Source organism: Aquabacterium sp. OR-4 (assembly GCF_025290835.2).
Lineage (GTDB): Bacteria > Pseudomonadota > Gammaproteobacteria > Burkholderiales > Burkholderiaceae_C > Pseudaquabacterium.
Map to the genome: position 1 here is coordinate 635,752 of NZ_JAOCQD020000003.1, position 19,945 is coordinate 655,696.

Annotated in this window: 19 protein-coding genes; 7 read left to right on the forward strand and 12 right to left on the reverse strand. The window is 72.5% G+C overall.

What is annotated here, in order from left to right; all coding sequences use genetic code 11:
- The first annotated feature begins 11 nt into the window (after positions 1-11).
- The 3 genes from N4G63_RS24565 (at position 12) to N4G63_RS24575 (ending at position 5,117) form a co-directional block, all read left to right on the forward strand.
- Positions 12-2,162: a hypothetical protein gene (locus N4G63_RS24565; protein ID WP_260789607.1), complete on the forward strand. Its 2,151-nt coding sequence runs from the start codon at positions 12-14 to the stop codon at positions 2,160-2,162.
- Positions 2,155-4,227: a preprotein translocase subunit SecA gene (locus N4G63_RS24570; RefSeq protein ID WP_260789608.1), complete on the forward strand. Its 2,073-nt coding sequence runs from the start codon at positions 2,155-2,157 to the stop codon at positions 4,225-4,227. Before N4G63_RS24565 ends, N4G63_RS24570 begins: the two co-directional genes overlap by 8 nt.
- 149 nt (positions 4,228-4,376) lie before the next feature.
- A complete protein-coding gene (locus N4G63_RS24575) occupies positions 4,377-5,117 on the forward strand; it encodes an efflux RND transporter periplasmic adaptor subunit (protein ID WP_314600265.1) in 741 nt (246 codons plus the stop codon).
- Positions 5,118-5,145: 28 nt separating this feature from the next.
- On the opposite strand, the gene N4G63_RS24580 is transcribed toward N4G63_RS24575, so the two are convergent.
- The 4 genes from N4G63_RS24580 to N4G63_RS24595 all read right to left on the reverse strand — a co-directional run bounded on the left by N4G63_RS24580 (position 5,146) and on the right by N4G63_RS24595 (position 9,078).
- Entirely contained in the window at positions 5,146-5,667 is a 522-nt protein-coding gene (locus N4G63_RS24580; RefSeq protein WP_443112102.1) for an RES family NAD+ phosphorylase, read from the reverse strand.
- Between the two features lie 67 nt (positions 5,668-5,734).
- Positions 5,735-6,268 carry an Xre family toxin-antitoxin system antitoxin gene (locus tag N4G63_RS24585; protein WP_260789611.1) on the reverse strand — a complete coding sequence of 178 codons (534 nt, stop codon included), beginning with the start codon at positions 6,266-6,268 and terminating at the stop codon, positions 5,735-5,737.
- A gap of 132 nt (positions 6,269-6,400) precedes the next feature.
- Positions 6,401-7,684, reverse strand: coding sequence for a YbfB/YjiJ family MFS transporter (locus N4G63_RS24590; RefSeq protein WP_260789612.1), 1,284 nt, complete (start codon positions 7,682-7,684; stop codon positions 6,401-6,403).
- Positions 7,685-7,740: 56 nt separating this feature from the next.
- On the reverse strand, positions 7,741-9,078 hold the full coding sequence (locus N4G63_RS24595; protein ID WP_314600266.1) for a serine hydrolase domain-containing protein: 1,338 nt from the start codon (positions 9,076-9,078) through the stop codon (positions 7,741-7,743).
- Between the two features lie 183 nt (positions 9,079-9,261).
- Between N4G63_RS24595 and N4G63_RS24600 the strand changes: the two genes are divergently transcribed.
- Positions 9,262-10,050, forward strand: a complete 789-nt coding sequence (locus N4G63_RS24600; protein ID WP_260789614.1) for a response regulator — start codon at positions 9,262-9,264, stop codon at positions 10,048-10,050.
- Entirely contained in the window at positions 10,050-11,390 is a 1,341-nt protein-coding gene (locus N4G63_RS24605; protein ID WP_260789615.1) for a sensor histidine kinase, read from the forward strand. The genes N4G63_RS24600 and N4G63_RS24605 overlap by 1 nt, the downstream gene beginning before the upstream one ends.
- A 50-nt stretch (positions 11,391-11,440) precedes the next feature.
- Here N4G63_RS24605 and N4G63_RS24610 read toward each other — a convergent pair whose 3' ends face one another.
- The 5 genes from N4G63_RS24610 to N4G63_RS24630 all read right to left on the reverse strand — a co-directional run bounded on the left by N4G63_RS24610 (position 11,441) and on the right by N4G63_RS24630 (position 16,353).
- On the reverse strand, positions 11,441-12,346 hold the full coding sequence (locus N4G63_RS24610; RefSeq protein WP_260789616.1) for a shikimate dehydrogenase: 906 nt from the start codon (positions 12,344-12,346) through the stop codon (positions 11,441-11,443).
- A 124-nt stretch (positions 12,347-12,470) separates the two neighbouring features.
- Positions 12,471-13,475: a TRAP transporter substrate-binding protein gene (locus N4G63_RS24615; RefSeq protein ID WP_260789617.1), complete on the reverse strand. Its 1,005-nt coding sequence runs from the start codon at positions 13,473-13,475 to the stop codon at positions 12,471-12,473.
- A gap of 103 nt (positions 13,476-13,578) precedes the next feature.
- Positions 13,579-14,859, reverse strand: coding sequence for a TRAP transporter large permease subunit (locus tag N4G63_RS24620; RefSeq protein WP_260789618.1), 1,281 nt, complete (start codon positions 14,857-14,859; stop codon positions 13,579-13,581).
- A 23-nt stretch (positions 14,860-14,882) separates the two neighbouring features.
- The gene (locus tag N4G63_RS24625; protein ID WP_260789619.1) at positions 14,883-15,443 is read right to left on the reverse strand and encodes a TRAP transporter small permease; all 561 of its coding nucleotides are present in this window, start codon (positions 15,441-15,443) and stop codon (positions 14,883-14,885) included.
- 160 nt (positions 15,444-15,603) lie between these two features.
- Entirely contained in the window at positions 15,604-16,353 is a 750-nt protein-coding gene (locus N4G63_RS24630; RefSeq protein WP_260789620.1) for a TetR/AcrR family transcriptional regulator, read from the reverse strand.
- Between the two features lie 286 nt (positions 16,354-16,639).
- Here N4G63_RS24630 and N4G63_RS24635 point away from each other — a divergent pair, with 286 nt between their 5' ends.
- Together N4G63_RS24635 and N4G63_RS24640 are read left to right on the forward strand one after the other, a co-directional pair.
- Positions 16,640-17,122, forward strand: a complete 483-nt coding sequence (locus N4G63_RS24635) for an Hsp20/alpha crystallin family protein (RefSeq protein WP_260789621.1) — start codon at positions 16,640-16,642, stop codon at positions 17,120-17,122.
- 43 nt (positions 17,123-17,165) lie between these two features.
- On the forward strand, positions 17,166-17,552 hold the full coding sequence (locus N4G63_RS24640; protein WP_260789622.1) for an Hsp20/alpha crystallin family protein: 387 nt from the start codon (positions 17,166-17,168) through the stop codon (positions 17,550-17,552).
- A 29-nt stretch (positions 17,553-17,581) separates the two neighbouring features.
- Here N4G63_RS24640 and N4G63_RS24645 read toward each other — a convergent pair whose 3' ends face one another.
- The 3 genes from N4G63_RS24645 to N4G63_RS24655 form a co-directional block, all read right to left on the reverse strand.
- The gene (locus N4G63_RS24645) at positions 17,582-17,821 is read right to left on the reverse strand and encodes a hypothetical protein (protein WP_260789623.1); all 240 of its coding nucleotides are present in this window, start codon (positions 17,819-17,821) and stop codon (positions 17,582-17,584) included.
- 254 nt (positions 17,822-18,075) lie between these two features.
- Positions 18,076-19,467 (reverse strand): RNA polymerase sigma factor, encoded by a 1,392-nt coding sequence (locus N4G63_RS24650; RefSeq protein ID WP_260789624.1) that lies wholly within the window; start codon positions 19,465-19,467, stop codon positions 18,076-18,078.
- Positions 19,468-19,477: 10 nt separating this feature from the next.
- Positions 19,478-19,897, reverse strand: a complete 420-nt coding sequence (locus N4G63_RS24655) for a VOC family protein (protein ID WP_260789625.1) — start codon at positions 19,895-19,897, stop codon at positions 19,478-19,480.
- Between the last annotated feature and the right edge of the window lie 48 nt (positions 19,898-19,945).

Here is a 19,945-nt window from a genome sequence, read left to right on the forward strand (position 1 = left end):
CCAGGCGCACCGTGCAGGCCCTGCTGTCCGAGCACTGGCATGCCGTTCGCGGCCTGCGGCTGCGCCTGCGCGACGGGGTGCAGCCCTTGCACCGGCGGCTGCGGCGGCGCGCCTGGGTGCTGCTGAGCGATCCGGTGACCCAGCGCTTTCACCGCATGACGCCCGAGGTGTGGCGCGTGATCGCGCTGTGCGACGGCCAGCGCACGCTCGACGAGGTGTGGCAGATCGCCTGCGCCCGGGCCGACGATGCGGGCGCCACGATCTCGCAGCATGAGCTGGTGCAACTGGTGTCGGCGCTGCATGCCAACGACCTGCTGCAGACCCAGGTCTCGCCCGATGCCGGTGAGGTGTTTGAGCGTTTCGAGCGCCAGCGCCGCGCCAAGCGCAAGCAGAACTGGCTCAACCTGATGAGCCTGCGCCTGCCGCTGGGCCATCCCGAGGCCTGGTTCGCGCGGCATGCCGGCTGGGCGCGGGCCTTGTTCCAGCCCTGGGTGGGCCTGGCCTGGCTGGCCCTGGTGCTGCCGGCCGTGGTGCTGGCGGCGCAGCACTGGCATGCGCTCACCGAGAACCTGTCCGACCGGGTGCTGTCGGCCGGCAACCTGGCCTTGCTGTGGCTGGTGTACCCGGTGGTCAAGACGCTGCACGAGCTGGCCCACGGTCTGGCCGTCAAGGCCTGGGGTGGCACGGTGCGCGAGGTCGGGCTGATCTTCATCCTGTTCTCGCCGGTGCCGTATGTGGACGCCAGCGCGTCCTACCGCTTTCCGTCGAAATGGGCGCGTGCGCAGGTGGCCGCGGCCGGCATCATGGCCGAGCTGGCGCTGGGCGCGCTGGCGGTCTACCTGTGGCTGCTGGCCGAGCCGGGCCTGCTCACCGCGCTGGCCTACAACGTGATCCTGATCGCCGGCGTGTCCACGGTGCTGGTCAACGGCAATCCGCTGATGCGCTACGACGGCTACTTCATCGCCACCGATCTGCTCGAGATGCCCAACCTGGCACAGCGCGCCCAGGCCTGGTGGGTGCACCTGTCCGACCGCTGGCTGTTCGGCGCACGCGATGCCGAGGCCCCCGTGGCGGCGCAGGGCGAGCGCTGGATCCTCACGCTGTACGGCGCGGTGGCGCCCTTGTACCGGTTGCTGATCACCGTGGGGCTGATCTGGTTCGTCGCCGGCGAGTACCTGCTGATCGGCGCGCTGATGGCCCTGATGGCCGCCTGGCAGGCGCTGGTGATGCCGTTCTGGAAAGCCTGGAAGCACCTGGATGAAGGCGCCTCGCTGGCGCGCCGTCGTGGCCTGGCCAAGCGCCGCAGCCTGTTGCTGGCCCTGGCGCTGCTGGGCGGTTTGACGCTGCTGCCGCTGCCCTTTTACTCGGTGCACCAGGGCGTGGTGTGGCTGCCCGACGAGGCCCTGGTGCGCGCCGACAGTGCCGGCCAGATCCTGCGCGCCGATGCCGCCCCTGGCCGACCGGTGGCCCGCGACGCGCCATTGCTGCTGCTCGAGAACCTGCCCTTGCAGGCCGAACTGGCCACGGCCAGTGCTGCGCTGGCGCAGACCGAGGCGCAGCTGCGCCGTGCCGAGGTGGACGAGCCTGCCCGTGCCGGGCCCCTGCGCAGCGAGCAGGCCGCCCGGCTGGCGCGCCAGCAGCAGGCCGCCGAGCGTGTGGCCGCGCTGCAGCTGCGCGCCGGCCGATCCGGCCGGTGGGTGCCGGCCGCACCCACCGAGCTGGCGGGCCGGTCTGTCAAACGCGGCGAAGTGCTGGGCTACCTGGTGGATGGCGCTACCGACCGCGTGCGGGTGGCCATTCCGCAGGAGGACGCCGATCTGGTGAAGACCCGCCTGCGCGCCGTGCAGGTGCGCGCGCTGCACAGCCCGCGTCAGGCGCTGGACGCGCAGGTGCGCCGCGAGGTGCCGGGCGGTGGCTTTGAACTGGTGTCGGCTGCGCTCGGCTCGAGCGCCGGCGGCGAGATCGCGGTCGACCCGGCCCGCGAGGGCGGCACGCACAGCCTGCGCCGGGTGTTCGACATCGAGCTGCAACTGGCCGCGCCCTCCCCGTCGGCGGTGTTTGGCGACCGCGTGCAGGTGCGCTTCGACCTCGGCCCCACACCGCTGGCCGAGCAGTGGCTGCTGCGTCTGCGCCAGGCTTTCCTGGCGCGCCTGAATGTCTGAGCCGGTGATTTCTGGGGCGGGCGACGCTGCCCTGGGCGCTGCAGCTGCGCTGCCGCACGCCGATGCGCCGGTGCCTGGCCGCGGGCCGGCCGATCTGCGCTGGCTGCGTGGCCTGGCCGGCAGCGCGTTTCGCCGCGCCGACACGCTGCGCGATGAGCGTGCCGACTCGCGCGATGGCGCGTTTGAGCGCGCACTGCGCGACCTGCCCGGCTGGCTGCCGGTGCGCAGCGAGCCGGCCGCGCGCATTGCTGCACTGGCCAGCGCCATCGACGCGCTGGGCTTGCGCGATTGCCCGGACGAGCAGGTCGCCCAGCGCATGGCCGAGGCCATGGCCAGCTTGCGGCAGCCGCCGTCGGGCCCCCGGCACGACGCTGCCCTGACCCTGGCCCTGGCCTGCGCCGGCGAGGCCGCGCGGCGGCGGCTGGGCCTGTGGCCGCACCCGGTGCAGTTTGCCGGCGCGCGTGTGCTGATCGGTGGCCAGCTGGCCGAGATGCGCACCGGCGAGGGCAAGACCCTGGTGGCCGGTCTGGCCGCCACGGTGATGGCGGCCAGCGGCGCGCAGGTGCATGTGGTCAGCACCAACGACTACCTGGCCCGCCGCGATTGCGAGGAGATGGCGCCGCTGTTCGGTTTTTTCGGGCTGGGCTTCGGCTTTGTCATTGGCGGCATGGAGCCCGACGCGCGCCGCTTGGCCTACGCGCACCCGGTGTGTTATGTGAGCGGCAAGGAGCTGGTGTTCGACTACCTGAAAGACCGTCTCGCCGGCCATGGCCTGCTGCCCGCCCGGGTGGCCGGACTGCAGGGGTTTGTGCGTGGCGGATCAGCGGCGGCGCCGCTGATCCCGGCGCTGCACTTCGCCATCGTTGACGAGGCCGACAGCGTGCTGATCGACGAGGCCCGCACACCGATGATCCTCTCGCGCGAGGCGCCGGGCCTGCATGAGCCGGCGCTGCTGGCCTGGGCCATCACCGGCGCCCGGGGGCTGCGCCCCGATGTGCACTACCGCCTCGCGCTGGCCGCGCGCGAGGTCGAACTGCTGCCCGCCGCGCTGGAAGCCTGCCCGCCGCTGCCCGAGGGCGTGCGCGCCATGTGGCAGTCGCGGCCCTGGCGCATGCAGCTGCTGCGCCAGGCCCTGACCGCGCTGCACCTGTTCCAGCGCGACCAGCACTACATCCTGGCCGACGGCAAGGTGCAGATCGTCGACGAATCGACCGGGCGCGTGATGCCCGACCGCTCGTGGGAGCAAGGCCTGCACCAGCTCATCGAGACCAAGGAGGCGGTGGCCCTGACCGCCGGGCGCGACACGCTGGCCCGCATGACCTTCCAGCGCTTTTTCCGGCGCTACTGGCTGCTGGCCGGCCTGACCGGCACCGGCGCCGAGGCCGCCCGCGAACTGTGGGGCGTCTACCGGCTGCGGGTGCGCCGCCTGCCCACCCACCGTCCGGTGGCGCGCCGCACCCTGCCGGCGCGTTGCCTGCCCGATGCCACCGCCAAGTGGCAGGCCGTGGCCGACGAGGCGCTGGCCGCCGCGGCGCGTGGCCAGGCGGTGTTGGTGGGCACGCGCAGCGTCGAAGCGTCCGAGGCCGCCGCGGCGGCTTTTGCGACGCGCGGTGTGGTGCCCGTGGTGCTCAACGCCCGTCAGGACGCCGAAGAGGCCGGCATCGTGGCGCGCGCCGGCGAGCCCGGGCGCATCACCATCGCCACCAACATGGCCGGCCGTGGCACCGACATCAAGTTGCCGCCCGCCACGCGTGCGGCCGGCGGCCTGCATGTGATCCTCACCGAGTTCCACGAATCACCGCGGGTGGATCGTCAGTTGTTCGGCCGCAGCGGCCGCCAGGGCGAGGCCGGTTCGGTGCGTGCCCTGGTGGCCGCCGATGACCCGCTGTTCAAGCCCCTGCCGCACGGCCTGCGGGCCTTGCTGGCGCGCGGCCACTGGCTGGGCCTGGCCGTGCAGCTGGCGCAGCGCGATGCCGAAGGCCGCGCCTGGCAGGCACGCCGTCAGACCTTGCGCCAGGACCGCGAACTCCAACGCCTCGTCGGCATTGCCGGACCCATGACATGACCCAATCGATTCACCCGCGGCCGCCTGTCTCTGGCCGGTGCCTGCCGCTCCGCGCCTCCAGGGCTTTGCCGCGGTGCTGGGGGCTGGCGCCGGCGCTGCTGGCGGCCTGGCCCGTGCTGGCGGCGCCGCCAGCGCCCACCCCGACAAGCGTGCCCACCGATTGCATGGTGGAGGCGGCGCAGACGGTGGAGATCCGCAGCCCGGTGGTGGGCATCCTGGAGCGCGTGCATGCGCGGCGCGGCGAGTTCATTCGCCAGGGACAGGTGCTGGTGACGATCGAGAGCCGCGCCGAGCAGAGTGCGGCCGAGTCGGCCCAGGCGCGGGCCCAGGCCCAGGGCGCGGCTGAACTGGCCGGCGCCAAGGTGAGCGCCGCGCGGGAGAAGACACGGCGCCTGTCCGATCTGCTGGCCGAGGAGTTCGTGGCGCCGCAGGCGGTGGACGATGCCCGTGCCGAACTGCAGTTGGCCGAGGCTGAGCTGAAGACCGCACGGGAGAACACGCAGATTGCGCGGCTGGAACATCGCCAGGCGGTAGACCAGTTGCGCCGCCGCCAGATCCTGGCGCCCTTCAGCGGCGTGGTGGTGGACCAGTACCTTTACCCCGGCGCGCTGGTGGACGGTGGCGAAGCCCGCAAGCCGGTGCTCAAGATTGCGCAGGTCCATCCGTTGGCGGTGCAGGCGCTGCTGCCGGTGCGGCTGTTCAGCCAGGTGCGCGTGGGGCAGGTGGTGACGGTGACGCCCGAAGTGCCGTTCCAGCGGCCGATCCAGGCCCGGATCCGGGTGGTTGACCGGGTGATCGACGCGGCGGCCGGCAGCTTCGGCATCGTGGCCGACCTGGACAACGCCCGCGGCGAGCTGCCGGCCGGCCTGCGCTGCAAGCTGGGCCTCTGACGGTTGGCAATCGCCGCGCTCGGGCCGTTCAGGCGGCCGGCGGATTGAGCCGTGGGTCGACCACCAGGCGCTGCTGCGCCAGCAGCCGCAGGCCGGCGCGTGCCGGGGCCGGCAGGTGATCGGGGGCGAACAGCAGGTTCCAGCTGGCGCGTGACACCACGCTGGGCAGCACCAGTGCGCCGTGGGCCATCAGCAACTCGCCGCCCCAGCGCTGCTGGCCGGCGCTGGGCCAGCCGGCCTGCAGCCAGGCGGGATTGGGCACCGCCTCGGGCGACACCAGGTGCACGGCCGCGGGCGACAGCTGCAGTGCGGTGAGCACATGCGGCTGGGTGTCGAGCACCTCGAAGCCACGGTGCACCGCCACCTCCACCAGGCAGGTGGCCGGATCGAGGCTGCAATACACCACGCGCAGGCCCTTGGGGTTCCAGCGGCCGCCAAAACGTTCGGCGCCCAGGCCGCTGTCCCAGCTGGCGGCAAAGCGCTCGGCGTCGATGCGCCAGGCGGTCAGCAGTGTGGCGTCGCCGCCCAGCGCGGCGGGCAGTGGCGCCATGCCGGCGCGGGTGTCGGCGCGGGTGTCGGCCTGGATGCCGGGGTTCATGCCGGCAGACCTGCCCGGTTCAGCTGTAGACGCCGTGCTCAAGCCGGCCCAGGAACTCGGTGACCAGCTCGGCCCCCTGCAGCGTGCGCAGCAGGTCGATCGGGCGGGAGCCATCCAGGCCGGTGGCCGGACGGGCCATCCAGCGCTCAGCCTCGGCGCGGCCACCCAGCACCGCGCTGGCCTGCACCAGCACCTCGGCCAGCTGCCAGGTGCGGCTGGCCAGATCGGGCGGCATCAGCTTGCCGGGCTGCTCTTTTTGGCGCCGCAGCGTGCGGGCGCTGATGCCCACCGCATCGGCCACCTCGTCGGCCGACAGGCCGGTGAGCTGGTCGACCAGGTTCACCAGCATGGCATAGGGTACGCCCTTGACCAGCGCGCCGTGGATCTCGGCCCGGCTTTGCGGCACCGTCTTGAACCAGCGCCGGCCGCCCATGAACTCGATGGCGCCGATGCCGGGGCCCGGCGTGGCCGGTGCGGCGGCTGGCGCCTTGGCAGCAGGGCTGGCGGCGCGCCAGGGGGCGGCCGGTTCGTGGGTGTGCAGAATGCGGGCCATGTGGCCAATTGTCCGGATGAGATGGCCAGATGTCAAGGATGACGGGGCGACCGTGCTGACACCGGCGATACCGGCGACACCGACGACATGGCCGACACCGCCGGCAGCGCCGACAGCGCGCCGCAACACGCCTCAGTGCGCAGGCAGTGCCGCCTGCCGGGTGGCCAGCAATGCCCCCAGCGCCAGCACGGCGGCCGATACCGCCAGGCCGGCCCGCAGGCCGCCGGGGCCGTCGGCCAGGCGCCCGACCAGGCTGGGCCCGACGATCTGCCCGGCCGCGAACACGATGGTGAAGGCGCTGATGCCTGCCGGCCAGGCCGCCGGTGGCAGGTTGTGCCGCACCAGTGCCGTGGTGCTGGCCACCACCGACAGGAACACCGCGCCGAACAGCACGCCCGAGGCCAGCGCCAGCAGCGCATGGCTGCTGGCCACCGGGGCCAGGGTGGCCAGCGCCAGCAACGCGCTCAGGCAGGCCAGCGGCCGGCCGTCGCGGTGGCGCTGCAGCAGCCCGGCCCACAGCCAGGGCGAGGCCATCACGCCGGCCCCCAGCAGCGCATAAAACAGCACCAGCATGCCGGTGCCCAGCTGTTGCTCGCGCAGCAGCGTGATGATGAAGGTCATGTAGCCGATGTAGCCCAGGCCGAACATGAAGTACGCCGCCAGGCCGAAGCCGAAGGGCCGCCAGCTGGCGGTGGCGGCTGCGTGGCCGCCACCGGCCGGTGCGCTGGCATCCAGATCGGCCATGTCGTGCCGGCGTGCCGCCATGGCCGCGGTGGCGGCCAGCGCCAGCGCCCCCAGCGCCAGCCAGCCCTGCGGCCAGGCACCACCGGCGGAGGCGGAGGCGGTGGCGGTGGCGGTGGCGGTGGCGGTGGCGGTGGCGGTGGCGGTGGCGGTGGCCGGGCCGTGGGCCTGGATCAGCGGCGGCAGGCCCAGCGCGCAGGCCACGATGCCGGCGCCGGTGCCGCCGTAATACAGGCCCAGCACCAGGCCGGGCGTGATGCCGCTGCCCGGGGCTTGTGGCCGCAGGCTCAGCCGCGCCGCCATCAAGCCGCCGGCCACGAACACCGCCGCGCTGGCCGCGCCGGTGGCCAGACGCAGCAGGTACAGCGCGGCATCGCCCTGCACCAGGCCATGGCCGGCCAGCAGGGCGGCAGCGGCCAGGCTGCCGCCCAGCAGCGCACGCACCGCCCCGGCCCGCGGCAGCAGCCAGGGCATGGCCAGCGCGCCCAGCAGGTAGCCGGCGGCGTTGACGGTGTTCATCGCCCCGGCGGTGAAGTAGTTCCAGCCCAGCGCCTCGCGCATCGGCGGTAGCAGCAGCGCATACGAAAAACGCGCCAGGCCCAGCGACACCGCCGCCCCGAGGGCCAGCGCCAGTGCAGTGAGCAGGGTGCGGCGCAGCGGGCTGGGTTCGGGCATGGCCGCATGTTAGGGCGCCCGGCCCCGGCCCCGGCCAGGTTTCGGGCCGGGCCGGCTCACCGGCGCAGCGCGCTGGCGATGGCGGCAAAGGCGCGGCGGTCGGTCAGGTGGGTGAAGGCGGTGTCGGGCACCGGGTGCGACGAGAACTTGACGATCACCAGCTCGGCCGCCGGGTTGATGTGCAGGTGCTGGCCGGCCAGGCCCTTGGCCTCGAAGCTGCCATCGGCGTCGTTGGCCTGCCACCACTGGTTGCGGTAGGCGTAGCCCTGGCGCGGCGTGGGCCCGCCGGCGGCCAGCAGGGCCGGATCACCACCGCTGCGCAAGGCCGTCACCACGGCGGCCGGCAGCACCTGCTCGCGGCCCACGCGGCCGTTGTTGCGCAGCAGCTCGCCCAGGCGGCCCATGTCGCGCAGCGTGGCGCTGATGCCCACGCTGGCCACCTCGCTGCCGATCGGGTCCAGCCAGCAGAAGGCGTCCTCCTCGGCGCCGATGCGCTGCCACAGGCGCTGCGACAGCAGGCTCGACAGGCGCTGGCCGCTGACGCGCTGGATCACCCAGGCCAGCACCTCGGTGTCCACCGACTTGTAGCGCCAGCGCTGGCCGTGCTCGCCGTCCTTGGCCAGCGTGGGCAGGTAGTCGGTGATGGCGCGGGCGATGCCGTCGCCGGCCACCGGCGCCGGCACGGGCAGCAGACCGGCGGCGCGCAGGTAGCGGTGCACGCCGGCGTTGGGGTCCTGGAACTGCTCGGTGTAGGCCACGCCGGTGTTCATGTCGAGCACCTGCTGCAGCGTGGCGTCGGCCCAGGCGCTGCCGGCCAGCTCGGGCAGGTAGCGCGCCACCGGCGCCTTCGCATCCAGCAGGCCCTCGTGCACCAGCAGCATGGCCAGCAAGCCGACCAGCGACTTGGACATCGACCACAGCGCATGCGGCTGCCGGGCCTGCATGCCCACCGCATAACGCTCGTGCACGATGCGGCCCCGGTGCAGCACCAGCAGGGCGTCGGTGTAGCCGCCGGTCTGCCATTCGGCGATCGACAGGCTGCGCTGGTCGGCGGTGTCGAAGCGCAGGCTGTCCAGATCGAGCGGCGCACGCGGCAGGGGCCGCGCCGCACTGTCGCCGCGCCAGATCGCCACCGTGGGCCCCAGCTCGCGCAGGTGGTGGTAGCCCCAGCGCGCATTGGGATAGGCCAGCAGGTTGGCCAGCGTGACGCGCTTGTCGGACGCGGGTGGCGTCCCCAGCATCAGGCCGCGCGTGACGGGGTCGGTGGCCTCGGGCGGTGGCAGCCGTGGCTGGGCCTGGGCCGTGGCGGTGGCGCCCAGCAGCAGCAGGCACAGGGCGCGACGCCGCAGTGCGCTGTGCGTGCGGGCCGGGCGGGTTGGGGGGCGCAAGATCATGGGGTGGGCTCCTGGGTTGGCATGCGGTGGTGCCCCTGAATGGCGTGGCACCGGCCGCATTGCAGCGGCCGGGCGTATCCGGCATGTGTTCAACACCGGGCCTTTCTGTCGCCAAAGCGGTCTGCGGCCGCGCCAGACAAGCTCCGATACAAAACAGCCTTGGCCAGCGGCTATCGTGGCGGCATGAACCGTCCCGACAGCGTGCTGGTGGTCGATGACGACCGCGAGATCCGTGAGCTGCTGGCCGCCTACCTGGCCCAGCACGGCCTGCAGGTGCGCACCGCCGCCGATGCGCGCCAGACCTGGGCCGCGCTGGCCACCCAGCGGCCCGACCTGATCGTGCTCGACCTGATGCTGCCCGGCGAGGACGGCCTGTCGATCTGCCGCTCGCTGCGCCAGCGCGGCAGTGCACCGATACCGGTGCTGATGCTGACCGCGCGCAACGACGAGAGCGACCGCATCCTCGGCCTCGAGATGGGCGCCGACGACTACCTGGCCAAGCCCTTTGCGGCGCGCGAGCTGCTGGCGCGCATCCGCGCCGTGCTGCGCCGCACCCGCCTGGTGCCCGACAACCTGCGCCAGGCCGAGAACAGCGGCAGCTACCACTTTGCCGGCTGGCAGCTCGACACCCGCGCACGCCACCTGCTCGACCCCGCCGGCACCCTGATCAGCCTGACCGGCGCCGAGTTCAGGCTGCTGCGGGTGTTGCTGGAGCATGCGCAGCGCGTGATCTCGCGCGACCAGCTGCTGCAGCTCACCCAGGGCCGCGAGGCCGATGTGTTCGACCGCTCGATCGATCTGCTGGTCAGCCGCCTGCGCAAGCGCCTGCGCGACGAGGCCCGCGAGGCGCGCTTCATCAAGACCGTGCGCAGCGAGGGTTATGTGTTCTGCGCCGAGGTCAGCGCCAGCGCGGCGCCGCCGCCCTGGGCCGCGCCGGGCACGGCCGGCGCTGCGGCCCCGGGGGGCCTGTGATGCGCGCGCCGTGGCTGCGCTGGCGGCCGCGCGCGGCCGCGCTCAGCCTCACCGGCCGCGTGGCCTGGGTGCTGGTGGCGGTGGTGCTGGTCACGCAGCTGGCCGGCCTGGCCTGGCTGATGGGCGGGCGCTCGCAGCTGGCGCGCAGCCTGATGTTCGATTACCTGGGCGCCGACATCGCCACCGCGGTGGCCGTGCTCGAGCGCCTGCCGCCCGCCGAGCGCGCCGCCTGGCTGCCACGCCTGGCGCGCAGCCATGTGCAGTACCGGCTGGGCGGCGCGGCGGCGGGCGGCGGCGGGGCCGACAGCGTTGACCGCTCGGCGCTCGGCCGCCGCCTTGCCGGCCTGCTGCAGGCCGAGCTGGGCGCGGCCTACGCGCTGCGGCTGCAGCCGGTGGCGCCCTCGGGTGAGCGCAGCGCCTGGCTGCAGCTGCGCGACGGCACGCCGCTGGCCATCGATCTGCAGCCGCTGCGCAGCGGCCTGTCGGCCACGGTGTATGGCGCGCTGGCCTTGCAGCTGCTGCTGGTGGTGGGGGCCGCGGCCTGGGCCGTGCGGCGTGCACTGGCCTCGCTGGGCGGCCTGGTGCAGGCCACCGAGGCGCTGGACCCCGACCGCCCCGGCCCGCCGCTGGCCGTCACCGGCCCGCACGAGCTGCGGCGCGTGGCGGCCGCCTTCAATGCGCTGCAGCAGCGCATCCGCGCCCATCTGGCCGAGCGCTCGCGCCTGCTGGCGGCCGTGAGCCACGACCTGCAGACGCCGATCACCCGCCTGCGCCTGCGCGCCGATCTGCTGCCCGAGGGCCCGCTGCGCGACAAGACCCTGGCCGATCTGCTGGAGATGCAGGGCCTGGTGGAGCAGGGCATGGCCTATGCCCGCAGCGCCCACGCCGCGGCCGAGCCGGCGCGGCGGGTGGACGTGTCGCAGCTACTCGACGGCCTGGCCTGCGACTATGCCGATGCCCAGGCCGCGCTGGCGCTCGAGCTGCCGCCCGGGGTGGTGCTCAGCACCCGGCCGCAGGCCCTGCGCCGCCTGGTGGGCAACTTGGTGGACAACGCGCTGAAGTTTGCCGGCGCGGCCGAGCTGGCGCTCGAGGCCACGCCGGTGGCGGTGCAGATCCGCGTCAGCGACCGCGGCCCGGGCATTGCGGCCGAGCAGCTGGCCCGGGTGCGCGAGCCCTTCCACCGCGTGGAGGGTTCACGCAACCGCGGCACCGGTGGCTCGGGTCTGGGCCTGGCCATTGCCGACGAGCTGGCGCACCAGCTGGGCGGCACGCTGGCCCTGCGGCCGCGCCCGGGGGGCGGCCTGGTGGCCAGCGTCACGCTGCCCGCGGCGGGTGGCTGAGCGGCTGAGCGGCTGAGCGTCTGAGCGGCTGCGGCCCGCCGGCGGCCCGATCAGGCCGTGGCGGTGCCGCCCACCAGTTGGCGAAAGTGCCGCTCCATGCGCTCGGCATCGGGTGTCAGGCCGGTGAACAGCTCGAACGCGCCCACCGCCTGGCCCACCGCCATGGTGCCGCCATCCACCACCCGGCAGCCGGCGGCGCGGGCGGCCTTCAGCAAGGCCGTGTCGAGCGGAAAGTACACCACCTCCGAGACCCACAGGCCCGGCTGCAGCAGCGCGGCCGGCAGCGGCAGGCCGGGCAGCTTGTCCATGCCGGTGGGCGTGGCGTGGATCAGGCCGGTGGCCGGGCCGGTGCCGCTGGCCGCATCGCCCTGCAACGCCGGCGCGATGTCGGCCACGGCCAGGGCGCGGTCGGCGCCGTACAGCGCATTGAGGGCCGCGGCCAGCTCGCGGGCGCGGGCCGGGTCGGCATCCACCAGGCGCAGCTGCCGAGCGCCGGCGCGCAGCACCGCATGCGCAATCGCCGAGCCGGCGCCGCCGGTGCCCAGCAGCACCACGCGCGACAGGTCGGCACCCGGCAGCGCGCGGGCAAAGCCCCAGGCCCAGCCCGAGCCGTCGGTGTTGTGGCCGATGGCGCGGCCGGCGCGAAACACCACCGTGTTCACCGCGCCCATGGCGCGCGCCTCGTCCGACAGCTCGTCGAGCAGCGGCAGCACCAGCTGCTTGCACGGGAAGGTGATGTTGAGGCCGGCAAAGCCCATCTGCCGGGCCGCGGTGATCAGGCCCGGCAGCGCCTGGGCATCGGTGCCGGCGGCGTCCAGATCGATCAGCTGGTAGTGCAGCGCCAGGCCCTGGGCGCGAGCCTCGGCCTCGTGCAGGGTGGGCGACAGCGAGCGCTGGATGCCCGCGCCGATCAAGCCCACCAGAGGCCTGGATTCTTTGGGAACGATGTTGCTCATGGTTTCTCGTGGCGGACGACACCGCACCACCTGGCCCAAGCCGGCGGGCGCCGCGGACCTGGCCTGGCCAGGCCACTGGCGGCACCCGCAGGGGTGAGAGGCGGCGCGGCCGCCGCCGGGGCGCTTACTTGCGCAGCTTGGCCAGTTCGGCCTGCAGTTCGGCCACCGTGGCGGCCACGGCGGCGCCGTGCTTGTCGATCACCGGCTGCAGCTTGGCGCGCAGCTTGGCCTGCTCGGTGGGCGACAGCTCGGTGACCTGCATGCCGGCCTTCTTGAGCTCTTGCAGATCGTCGGCCGACTTGTCGCGGTTGACCTTGCGCTGGTAGGCGGCGGCTTCCACGGCCGCGTCGCGCACGATCTTGCGCTCGGGCTCCGACAGCGCGTCCCAGATCTTCTTGCTGAAGATGATGGACTGCGGGTTGTACTGGTGGTTGGTGACGGCCAGGTGCTTTTGCACCTCGAAGAACTTGTTGGCCAGGATCACCGACAGCGGGTTCTCCTGCCCGTCGATGGCCTTTTGCTCCAGACCGGCATAAACCTCGGGAAAGGCCAGCGGCGTGGGGTTGGCGCCCAGTGCCTTGACCCAGTCGATGTTGATCGCGTTGGGGATCACGCGCAGCTTCAGGCCGGCGATGTCTTCCACCGTGGTGATCGGCTTCTTGCTGTTGGTGAGGTTGCGAAAGCCCAGCTCCACATAGGCCAGGCCGATGATGCCCTTGTCGGCCAGCTTGGCATGCAGCTTCTGGCCGAAGGGGCCGTCGACCACCGCGTCGGCTTCGCGCGCGCTGGCAAACATGAACGGGAAGTCATAAACCTCGAAGTCCTTGACCTGCGAGGCCAGGATGCCCGAGTTGAGCTGCACGAACTCGATCGTGCCGCCCTGCAGCGCCGAGACGTTCTGCGCATCGCCGCCCAGCGCGCCGCCGGCAAACACGTTGACCTTGAACTTGCCACCCGACTTGGCCACCATCAGCTCGGCAAACTTGTTGGCGCCCAGCTCCAGCGGATGGCCCTTGGGGTTTTGCAGCGCGAACTTGAAGCTGCGTTCCTTCACCTCCTGCGCCGCGGCGGTGCCGAGGGTGGCCACGGCCGCCAGGGCCAGCAGGGTCTTGAGCATCAGGCGTTTCATCAACAGGTCTCCATCCAGGGTTTGACAGGGAAACAAAGGGGCGCGGCCTGCGGCCTGCCCCCGGGGCCGGCTCATCGGCCGGCTTGGCGCGCAAAAACGGGCATCAGTTGGCGAACCAGCGGGCCGGCACCATCACCAGCGCCGGAAACAGCACCAGCAGGAACATCACCGTGAACTCGGCAATCATGAAAGGCAGGACGCCGCGGGTGACATCGTCCATCTTCATCTTGCCCACGCCGGCCACCACGTTGAGCACGGTGCCCACCGGCGGCGTGATCAGGCCGATGGCGTTGTTCATGATGAACAGCACGCCGAAGTACACCGGGTCGATGCCGGCGGCCTTGATCACCGGCATCAGCACCGGGGTCATGATCAGGATGGTGGGGGTCATGTCCATCGCCGTGCCCACCGCGATCACCAGCAGCATGATGGCGATCATCAGCAGCGTGGGGCTGTCCATGAAGGGCTGCAGCAGCGAGATCATCTTGCTGGGGATGTCGGCCACCGTGATCAGCCAGGCGCTGACCATGGCCGCGGCCACCAGGAACATGATCACCGCGGTGGTCTTGGCCGCGGCCATGAACACGCCGGCCAGCTGCGCCAGCGTGAGCTCGCGGTAGACCACCATGGCCACGAACAGCGCATACACGGCGGCCACCACCGCAGCCTCGGTCGGCGTGAACACGCCGAACTTCAGGCCCACCACCACGATCACCGGCAGAAACAGCGCCCAGGCTGATTCGCGCAGCGCCGTCAGGCGCGCGGCCGGCGTGGCCTTGGGCGGCGGCGTGATGCCCTCGCGCCGCGCCACCCACCACCAGGCCACGGCGATCGACACCGCCATCAGCAGGCCCGGCACGATGCCGGCCAGGAACAGCTTGCCGATCGACACGTTGGCGGCCACGCCGAAGACCACGAAGCCGATCGACGGCGGGATCACCGGCGCGATGATGCCGGCGCTGGCGATCAGGCCGCCGGCCTTGGCCTTGTCGTGCCCGGCGCGCACCATCATCGGCAGCAGCAGCGCGGCCAGCGCAGCGGTGTCGGCCACCGCCGAGCCCGACAGCGCGGCCATCATCACCGCCGCCAGGATGGCCACGAAGCCCAGGCCGCCGCGCTTGTGGCCCACCAGCGTGATGGCCAGTTCGACAATGCGGCGGCTGAGGCCGCCGACGTTCATGATCTCGCCGGCCAGCATGAAGAAGGGCACCGCCAGCAGCGGAAAGCTGTCGGCCCCGTTGACCACGTTCTGCGCCAGGATCTGGGCGTCAAACAGGTCCAGGTGCCACATCAGCGCCACGCCCGAGGCCAACAGCGAGTAGGCGATCGGCATGCCCAGCGCCATGGCGCCCAGCAGCGATGCGAGAAAGATGAAGACGGTCATGTTGGGGTTGCTCCTGCGCGCGCTTACTTGTGGCGATAGGTGCCGCTGCGGTCGAGGTGCAGATCGTCCACCTGGGCCAGGTCTTCGCTCTCGCGCACCATCAGCAGCTCGTCATCGCGCAGCTGGCCGCTGAGCGTGCGCCACAGTTCGCGCAGCAGGATCACGCTGGCCGACACCGCAAACACCACGCCCGAGGCATAGAAGATGGCCACCGGCGCGCCGGTGACCGGCGCCTCGACCTCGAGGTTGATCTGCATCTGCGCCCAGCTGCCGGTGAACAGCAGGCCGTTGATGCCCAGCATGGCCGTCTGCGCCACGGCCAGGCACACACGGCGGCCCAGCGGGCCGAAGCGGCTGACCAGCATGTCGGTGCCCAGGTGGCCATGCTCCTTGAGCGCGACGATGGCGCCCAGAAAGCACATCCACACGAACAGCCAGCGCGACAGCTCCTCCGACACCGTGATGCCCGACGAGAAGGCATAGCGCAGCACGACGTTGCCGAACACCAGCAGCACCATCATCGCCAGCATGGCCACCATGGCCCACTCCAGCAGGCGGCAGTAGCCGTTGATCAGTCGGTTCATCGTGTTGTCTCCTCGCAAGGCGGCAGGCGGCAAAAGCTCCGCAATCCGGCCACGGCGTGCAGTGTGTACGAACTGGTTAGTTTTATTGATGGGTAAAAACCCGCATGTCCGGGCACCGCCCTGGCGGCGGCCCGGACAGCCAACCGGCGGCCACCCGGCCTCAGGCCTTGAGGTAGCGCACCACCATCTCGACGATGGCCTCGCGCCGCGCCGCGATGGCGGCCGCCGACTCGAGATCGCGCTGGAAGATCAGCGAGAAGGTGTGGCGGTTGGCCACGTTGAACACGCTCAGCGCGCTGATCGACATGTGCAGGTCGACCGGGTCGACACCGGGGCGGAACAGCCCGGCGGCCACACCGCGGCCGTACACACGCTGCAGGCCCTCGATGGCCGGCACATTGAGCTGGTGGATGCTCTTGCTCTGCGCCAGGTACTCGCCGCGGTGGATGTTCTCGGTCATCACCAGGCGGATGAACTCGGGGTGCGCCAGCTGGTAATCCACCGTGAAGGCGACCAGCGTGCGCAGCGCCTGCTCGGGCGGCAGATCGTCGAGGTGCAGGCCGCTCTCGATGGCGCGCATCTGGCGGTAGGCGTCTTCCAGCACCGCGATGTAGAGCCCCTCCTTGCTGCCGAAGTAGTAATAGATCATGCGCTTGCTGGTGCGCGTGGCGGCGGCGATCTCGTCGATGCGCGCGCCGGCCAGACCCTTGTCGGCGAACTCGCGCATCGCCACCGCCAGGATGTCGGCCATGGTGCGCTCGGGGTCGTTGGTGCGGCCGGCGCCGGGCGCGGGTGCGGGCTCGGTGGCGGGCTCGGTGGCGGGCAGCCGCCCGGCGTCGCGCGCCGGATCGGCCGCGGCAGGCTTGCGCGGCGGGCGCCCGCGGCGCGGCGTTTGTACTGGTTCGTTCATGGCGGCCGGCAGCTTAACCCAGCGCCACGGGCGTGCCCAGGTGGTGGCACTTTGCGCTGCATCAAGCACCCCGGCTGCGCAAAAAAAAGGCCCTTGAAAGCCCGCCCTGCTGCCCCGAGCTTGACAGGCATCGGCGGCCTGCGAGGCGGCTGCGGCCCAGGCAGTGCGGGCTTGCGGCCAGCGTGCCTGCCGCCCTTGATCGACCGCTTGATCGACCGCTTGTTCGACGGCTTGTTCAAGCGCTTCGTTCACCCGTCCCGTCACCCTTTTTTTGCCGAGGTTTCCCATGCTCTACCGCAGCCTGTTTCCGCACGACCTGATGAACGAGTTCGGCCGCCTGCAGCGCGACCTGCAGGGCACGCTGGACGGCTCGCCCGCGATCCGCGGCGCGGGCCGCGGCGGCTACCCGGCGCTCAATGTGGGCAGCACGCCCGAGGCGGTGGAGATCCTGGCCTTTGCGCCCGGCCTCGACCCCGCGGCCATCGAGCTCAACCTCGAGCGCGGCGTGCTCACGCTGGAGGGGCGGCGCGCCGCCACGCTGCCGGCCGGCAACGGGGCCGGTGGCGCCAGCGGCCCCGCTGCCGCCGCGGCCGAGGTGCGCCAGACCGTGCACACGCAAGAGCGCTTTGACGGCCACTTTCGCCGCGTGGTGAGCCTGCCCGACGACATCGACGCCGCCGCCGTGCGCGCCGAGTACCGCGATGGCGTGCTGCGCATCAGCGTGCCGCGCCGGGGCCAGACCCAGCCGCGCCGCATCCCGGTGCAATGAGCCGCCCCGGCCGCCAGTCCATTCCCGCCTTCAGGAGCACGACATGAACACCGCCCCCAACAACGTCCCCAACAACGCTCCCAACAACGCCCGCCAGGACGCCGCCCTGCAGCCCCCGGTGGATGTGGTGGAAGACGCCAACGGCATCACCCTCTATGCCGACCTGCCCGGCGCCGCGCGCGAGCAGCTGCAACTGCGGGTGGAAGGCGAGCGCCTGCTCATCGAGGCCGAGATCGGCGTGGCCCTGGCGCCGGCCTGCACGCCCAGCCACACCGAGGTGGCCCTGCCGCGCTACCGCCGCGCCTTCACGCTGAGCAAGGAGCTGGACGCCGAGCGCGTCAGCGCCGAGCTGAGCCAGGGCGTGCTGCGGGTGCGCATCCCCAAGGCCGCCCAGGCGCAGCCGCGCCGCATCAGCGTTCAGGTGGGCTGATCGGGCGGCGAGCCGGCTTGGGCGCCAGCTCAGGCGTCCAGCACGATGGCGCGGTCGCGCAGCATGCGCTGGTACTCGTGCAGCGGCACGGCGGCCGACTGGCGGCCCTCGTCCACCGCCCAGGTCAGCGTGGCATCGGTGGCGGCCAGCGTCACCTCCACCGGGCCCGGCGGCACCTTGCACATCGGGCCATCGCCCAGCCGGTACTTCACCGCGCCGGCCACCCGGGCTTGTCGGGTGATGGGGGTCGGATTGCCAGGGGTGCTCATCGCGCTGTCCTTTCAGGATGAAAGCAGGCCTCAGCCTAGTGACGCTGTCGGCGCGGCCACGTAGGACGCCGCGCTGAGCGCGCGTCGGCACCGGGCGCCTGCGCGGGCAGGGGGCCGTGCACAACGCAGGCACGGCCGGGTGGTGCTGAGGTGGTGGCGCTGCAATGCCGCGGTGGTGCCTGGTGGTGCCCGCTGGTGACCGTTGGTGCCCGCTGGTGCGCGCTGGTGCGCGCTGGTGCCGCCGTGCCTGCGGTTCAGGCCGGCCGGCCCAGGCGCTGCTGCTCGTCGGCGCGGCGCAGCAGCAGGGCCTGCTCGGCCTGGTTGGCGGTGAGCGTGGCCGCATGGCGAAAGCCCGCCTCGGCCTCGCCGTGCCGGCCCAGGCGGGCCAGCAGGTCGGCCATCGCGCTGGCCAGCCAGGGGTAGTCGCGCAGCGCGGGCTCGGCCAGCAGCGCCTGCATCAGCGGCAGCGCCGCAGCCGGGCCCTGGGCCAGGCCCACGGCCACGGCACGGTTCAGGGCCACCACCGGCGAGGGCTGCACGGCCAGCAGGCGGTCATACAACTGGGCGATGTGGGCCCAGTCGGTGCTGGCCGCGGTGGCCGCGCGCGCATGGCAGGCGGCGATGGCGGCCTGCAGCGCATAGGGGCCGGCCGGTTGATCATGGGCCGCCCCCCACACCGTTGCACGCTGCAGCGCGGCCAGGCCGCGCTGGATCAGCACGCCGTCCCAGCGGCTGCGGTCTTGCTCGGCCAGCAGCACCGGCTGGCCGGCCGTATCCACCCGCGCCGCGCTGCGCGAGGCCTGCAGGGCCAGCAGGGCGTCGAGGGCCTGCACCTCGGCGGCATCGGGGCCCGCGGCGGCGTCATCGAGATGCCGCGCCAGCAGGCCCGACAGGCGCAACGCCTCGTGCACCAGATCACCGCGCAGCAGCGCAGGCCCGCGCACCGCGCTGTAGCCGGCGTTGAACAGCAGATACACCACCTCCAGCACCGAGGCCAGGCGTTCGCGCAGCGCCGCGCCTTGCGGCATCTCGAAGGGCACGCCGGCCTCGGCCAGCGTGCGCTTGGCACGCACGATGCGCTGCGCCACGGTGGCCTCGCTGCTGAGAAAGGCCCGCGCGATCTCCTCGGTGCTGAGCCCCGCCACGCACTTGAGCGTGAGCGCGCTGCGCGCGTCGGGCGACAGCAGCGGGTGGCAGGCCGTGAACACCAGGCGCAGCATGTCGTCGCCAAAGGCGTCGGCACGGGCATCGTCCAGCGCATCCACGAAGTCGGGCACGGTCAAGGCTTCGCGGGCTTGCAGGTCGGCACCGATCTGCACCAGCTTGGCCGCCAGCACGGTGTCGCGGCGCAGCAGATCGAGTGCACGGTTTCTGGCGGTGGTGGTCAGCCAGGCGGCGGGGCGGTCGGGCAGGCCGTCGCGCGGCCAGGTGTCGAGGGCGGCCAGCAGGGCATCCTGCGCCAGGTCTTCGGCCAGGCCGATGTCGCGCACCATGCGCGCCACGGTGGCCACGATCAGCGCGGCCTCGCGGCGCCAGGTATCGGCCAGCACGGCCTGCACGCGGGCCAGGTCAGCGCGTGCGGCCGGGGCCGGGGCGCCGTCGCGGCTGTCGCTGCCGGTTCCAGATCGTGTGCGTCGCGCCGCCATGCCTGCAGGATCAGCCCGGCTGGGCGCCCGGCGCCACGTCGGGGTTCAGCCAGCTCAGTTCCCACACATGGCCGTCCAGGTCTTCGAAGGCATGGCCGTACATGAAGTCGCCGTGCACCTGCGGTGGCCGCGGCACGCTGCCACCGGCGGCCACGGCCAGGGCCACCATCTCGTCGACCGCGGCGCGGGTTTCACGGCTGATGCACACCAGCACCTCGGTGGCCTGGCGCGCATCCACCACCGGCTTGGTGCAGAAGCTCGCGAAGAAGTCGCGGCGCAGCAGCATCACGAAGATGTTGTCGGCCACCACCATGCACAGGCCCTGCTCGTTGCTGAACTGCTCGTTGAAGCCGAAGCCCAGCGCGCTGAAGAAGCGCCGCGACGCGGCCACGTCGGCGATGGGCAGGTTGACGAAGATGTGCTGGGGCATGGAGGTCTCCTGGACGCGTTGGGGCTGAATGCCATCACGACGAAGCCG

Excerpts from the sequence above, each read along its gene's own strand:
- N4G63_RS24570 (WP_260789608.1), top strand. The coding sequence starts at position 2,155 with ATGTCTGAGCCGGTGATTTCTGGGGCGGGCGACGCTGCCCTGGGCGCT.
- N4G63_RS24580 (WP_443112102.1), bottom strand. The coding sequence starts at position 5,667 with ATGGCGCCACTGCCCGCCGCGCTGGGCGGCGACGCCACACTGCTGACC.
- N4G63_RS24585 (WP_260789611.1), bottom strand. The coding sequence starts at position 6,268 with ATGGCCCGCATTCTGCACACCCACGAACCGGCCGCCCCCTGGCGCGCC.
- N4G63_RS24590 (WP_260789612.1), bottom strand. The coding sequence starts at position 7,684 with ATGCCCGAACCCAGCCCGCTGCGCCGCACCCTGCTCACTGCACTGGCG.
- N4G63_RS24595 (WP_314600266.1), bottom strand. The coding sequence starts at position 9,078 with ATGATCTTGCGCCCCCCAACCCGCCCGGCCCGCACGCACAGCGCACTG.
- N4G63_RS24600 (WP_260789614.1), top strand. The coding sequence starts at position 9,262 with ATGAACCGTCCCGACAGCGTGCTGGTGGTCGATGACGACCGCGAGATC.
- N4G63_RS24605 (WP_260789615.1), top strand. The coding sequence starts at position 10,050 with ATGCGCGCGCCGTGGCTGCGCTGGCGGCCGCGCGCGGCCGCGCTCAGC.
- N4G63_RS24610 (WP_260789616.1), bottom strand. The coding sequence starts at position 12,346 with ATGAGCAACATCGTTCCCAAAGAATCCAGGCCTCTGGTGGGCTTGATC.
- N4G63_RS24615 (WP_260789617.1), bottom strand. The coding sequence starts at position 13,475 with ATGAAACGCCTGATGCTCAAGACCCTGCTGGCCCTGGCGGCCGTGGCC.
- N4G63_RS24620 (WP_260789618.1), bottom strand. The coding sequence starts at position 14,859 with ATGACCGTCTTCATCTTTCTCGCATCGCTGCTGGGCGCCATGGCGCTG.
- N4G63_RS24625 (WP_260789619.1), bottom strand. The coding sequence starts at position 15,443 with ATGAACCGACTGATCAACGGCTACTGCCGCCTGCTGGAGTGGGCCATG.
- N4G63_RS24630 (WP_260789620.1), bottom strand. The coding sequence starts at position 16,353 with ATGAACGAACCAGTACAAACGCCGCGCCGCGGGCGCCCGCCGCGCAAG.
- N4G63_RS24635 (WP_260789621.1), top strand. The coding sequence starts at position 16,640 with ATGCTCTACCGCAGCCTGTTTCCGCACGACCTGATGAACGAGTTCGGC.
- N4G63_RS24640 (WP_260789622.1), top strand. The coding sequence starts at position 17,166 with ATGAACACCGCCCCCAACAACGTCCCCAACAACGCTCCCAACAACGCC.
- N4G63_RS24645 (WP_260789623.1), bottom strand. The coding sequence starts at position 17,821 with ATGAGCACCCCTGGCAATCCGACCCCCATCACCCGACAAGCCCGGGTG.
- N4G63_RS24650 (WP_260789624.1), bottom strand. The coding sequence starts at position 19,467 with ATGGCGGCGCGACGCACACGATCTGGAACCGGCAGCGACAGCCGCGAC.
- N4G63_RS24655 (WP_260789625.1), bottom strand. The coding sequence starts at position 19,897 with ATGCCCCAGCACATCTTCGTCAACCTGCCCATCGCCGACGTGGCCGCG.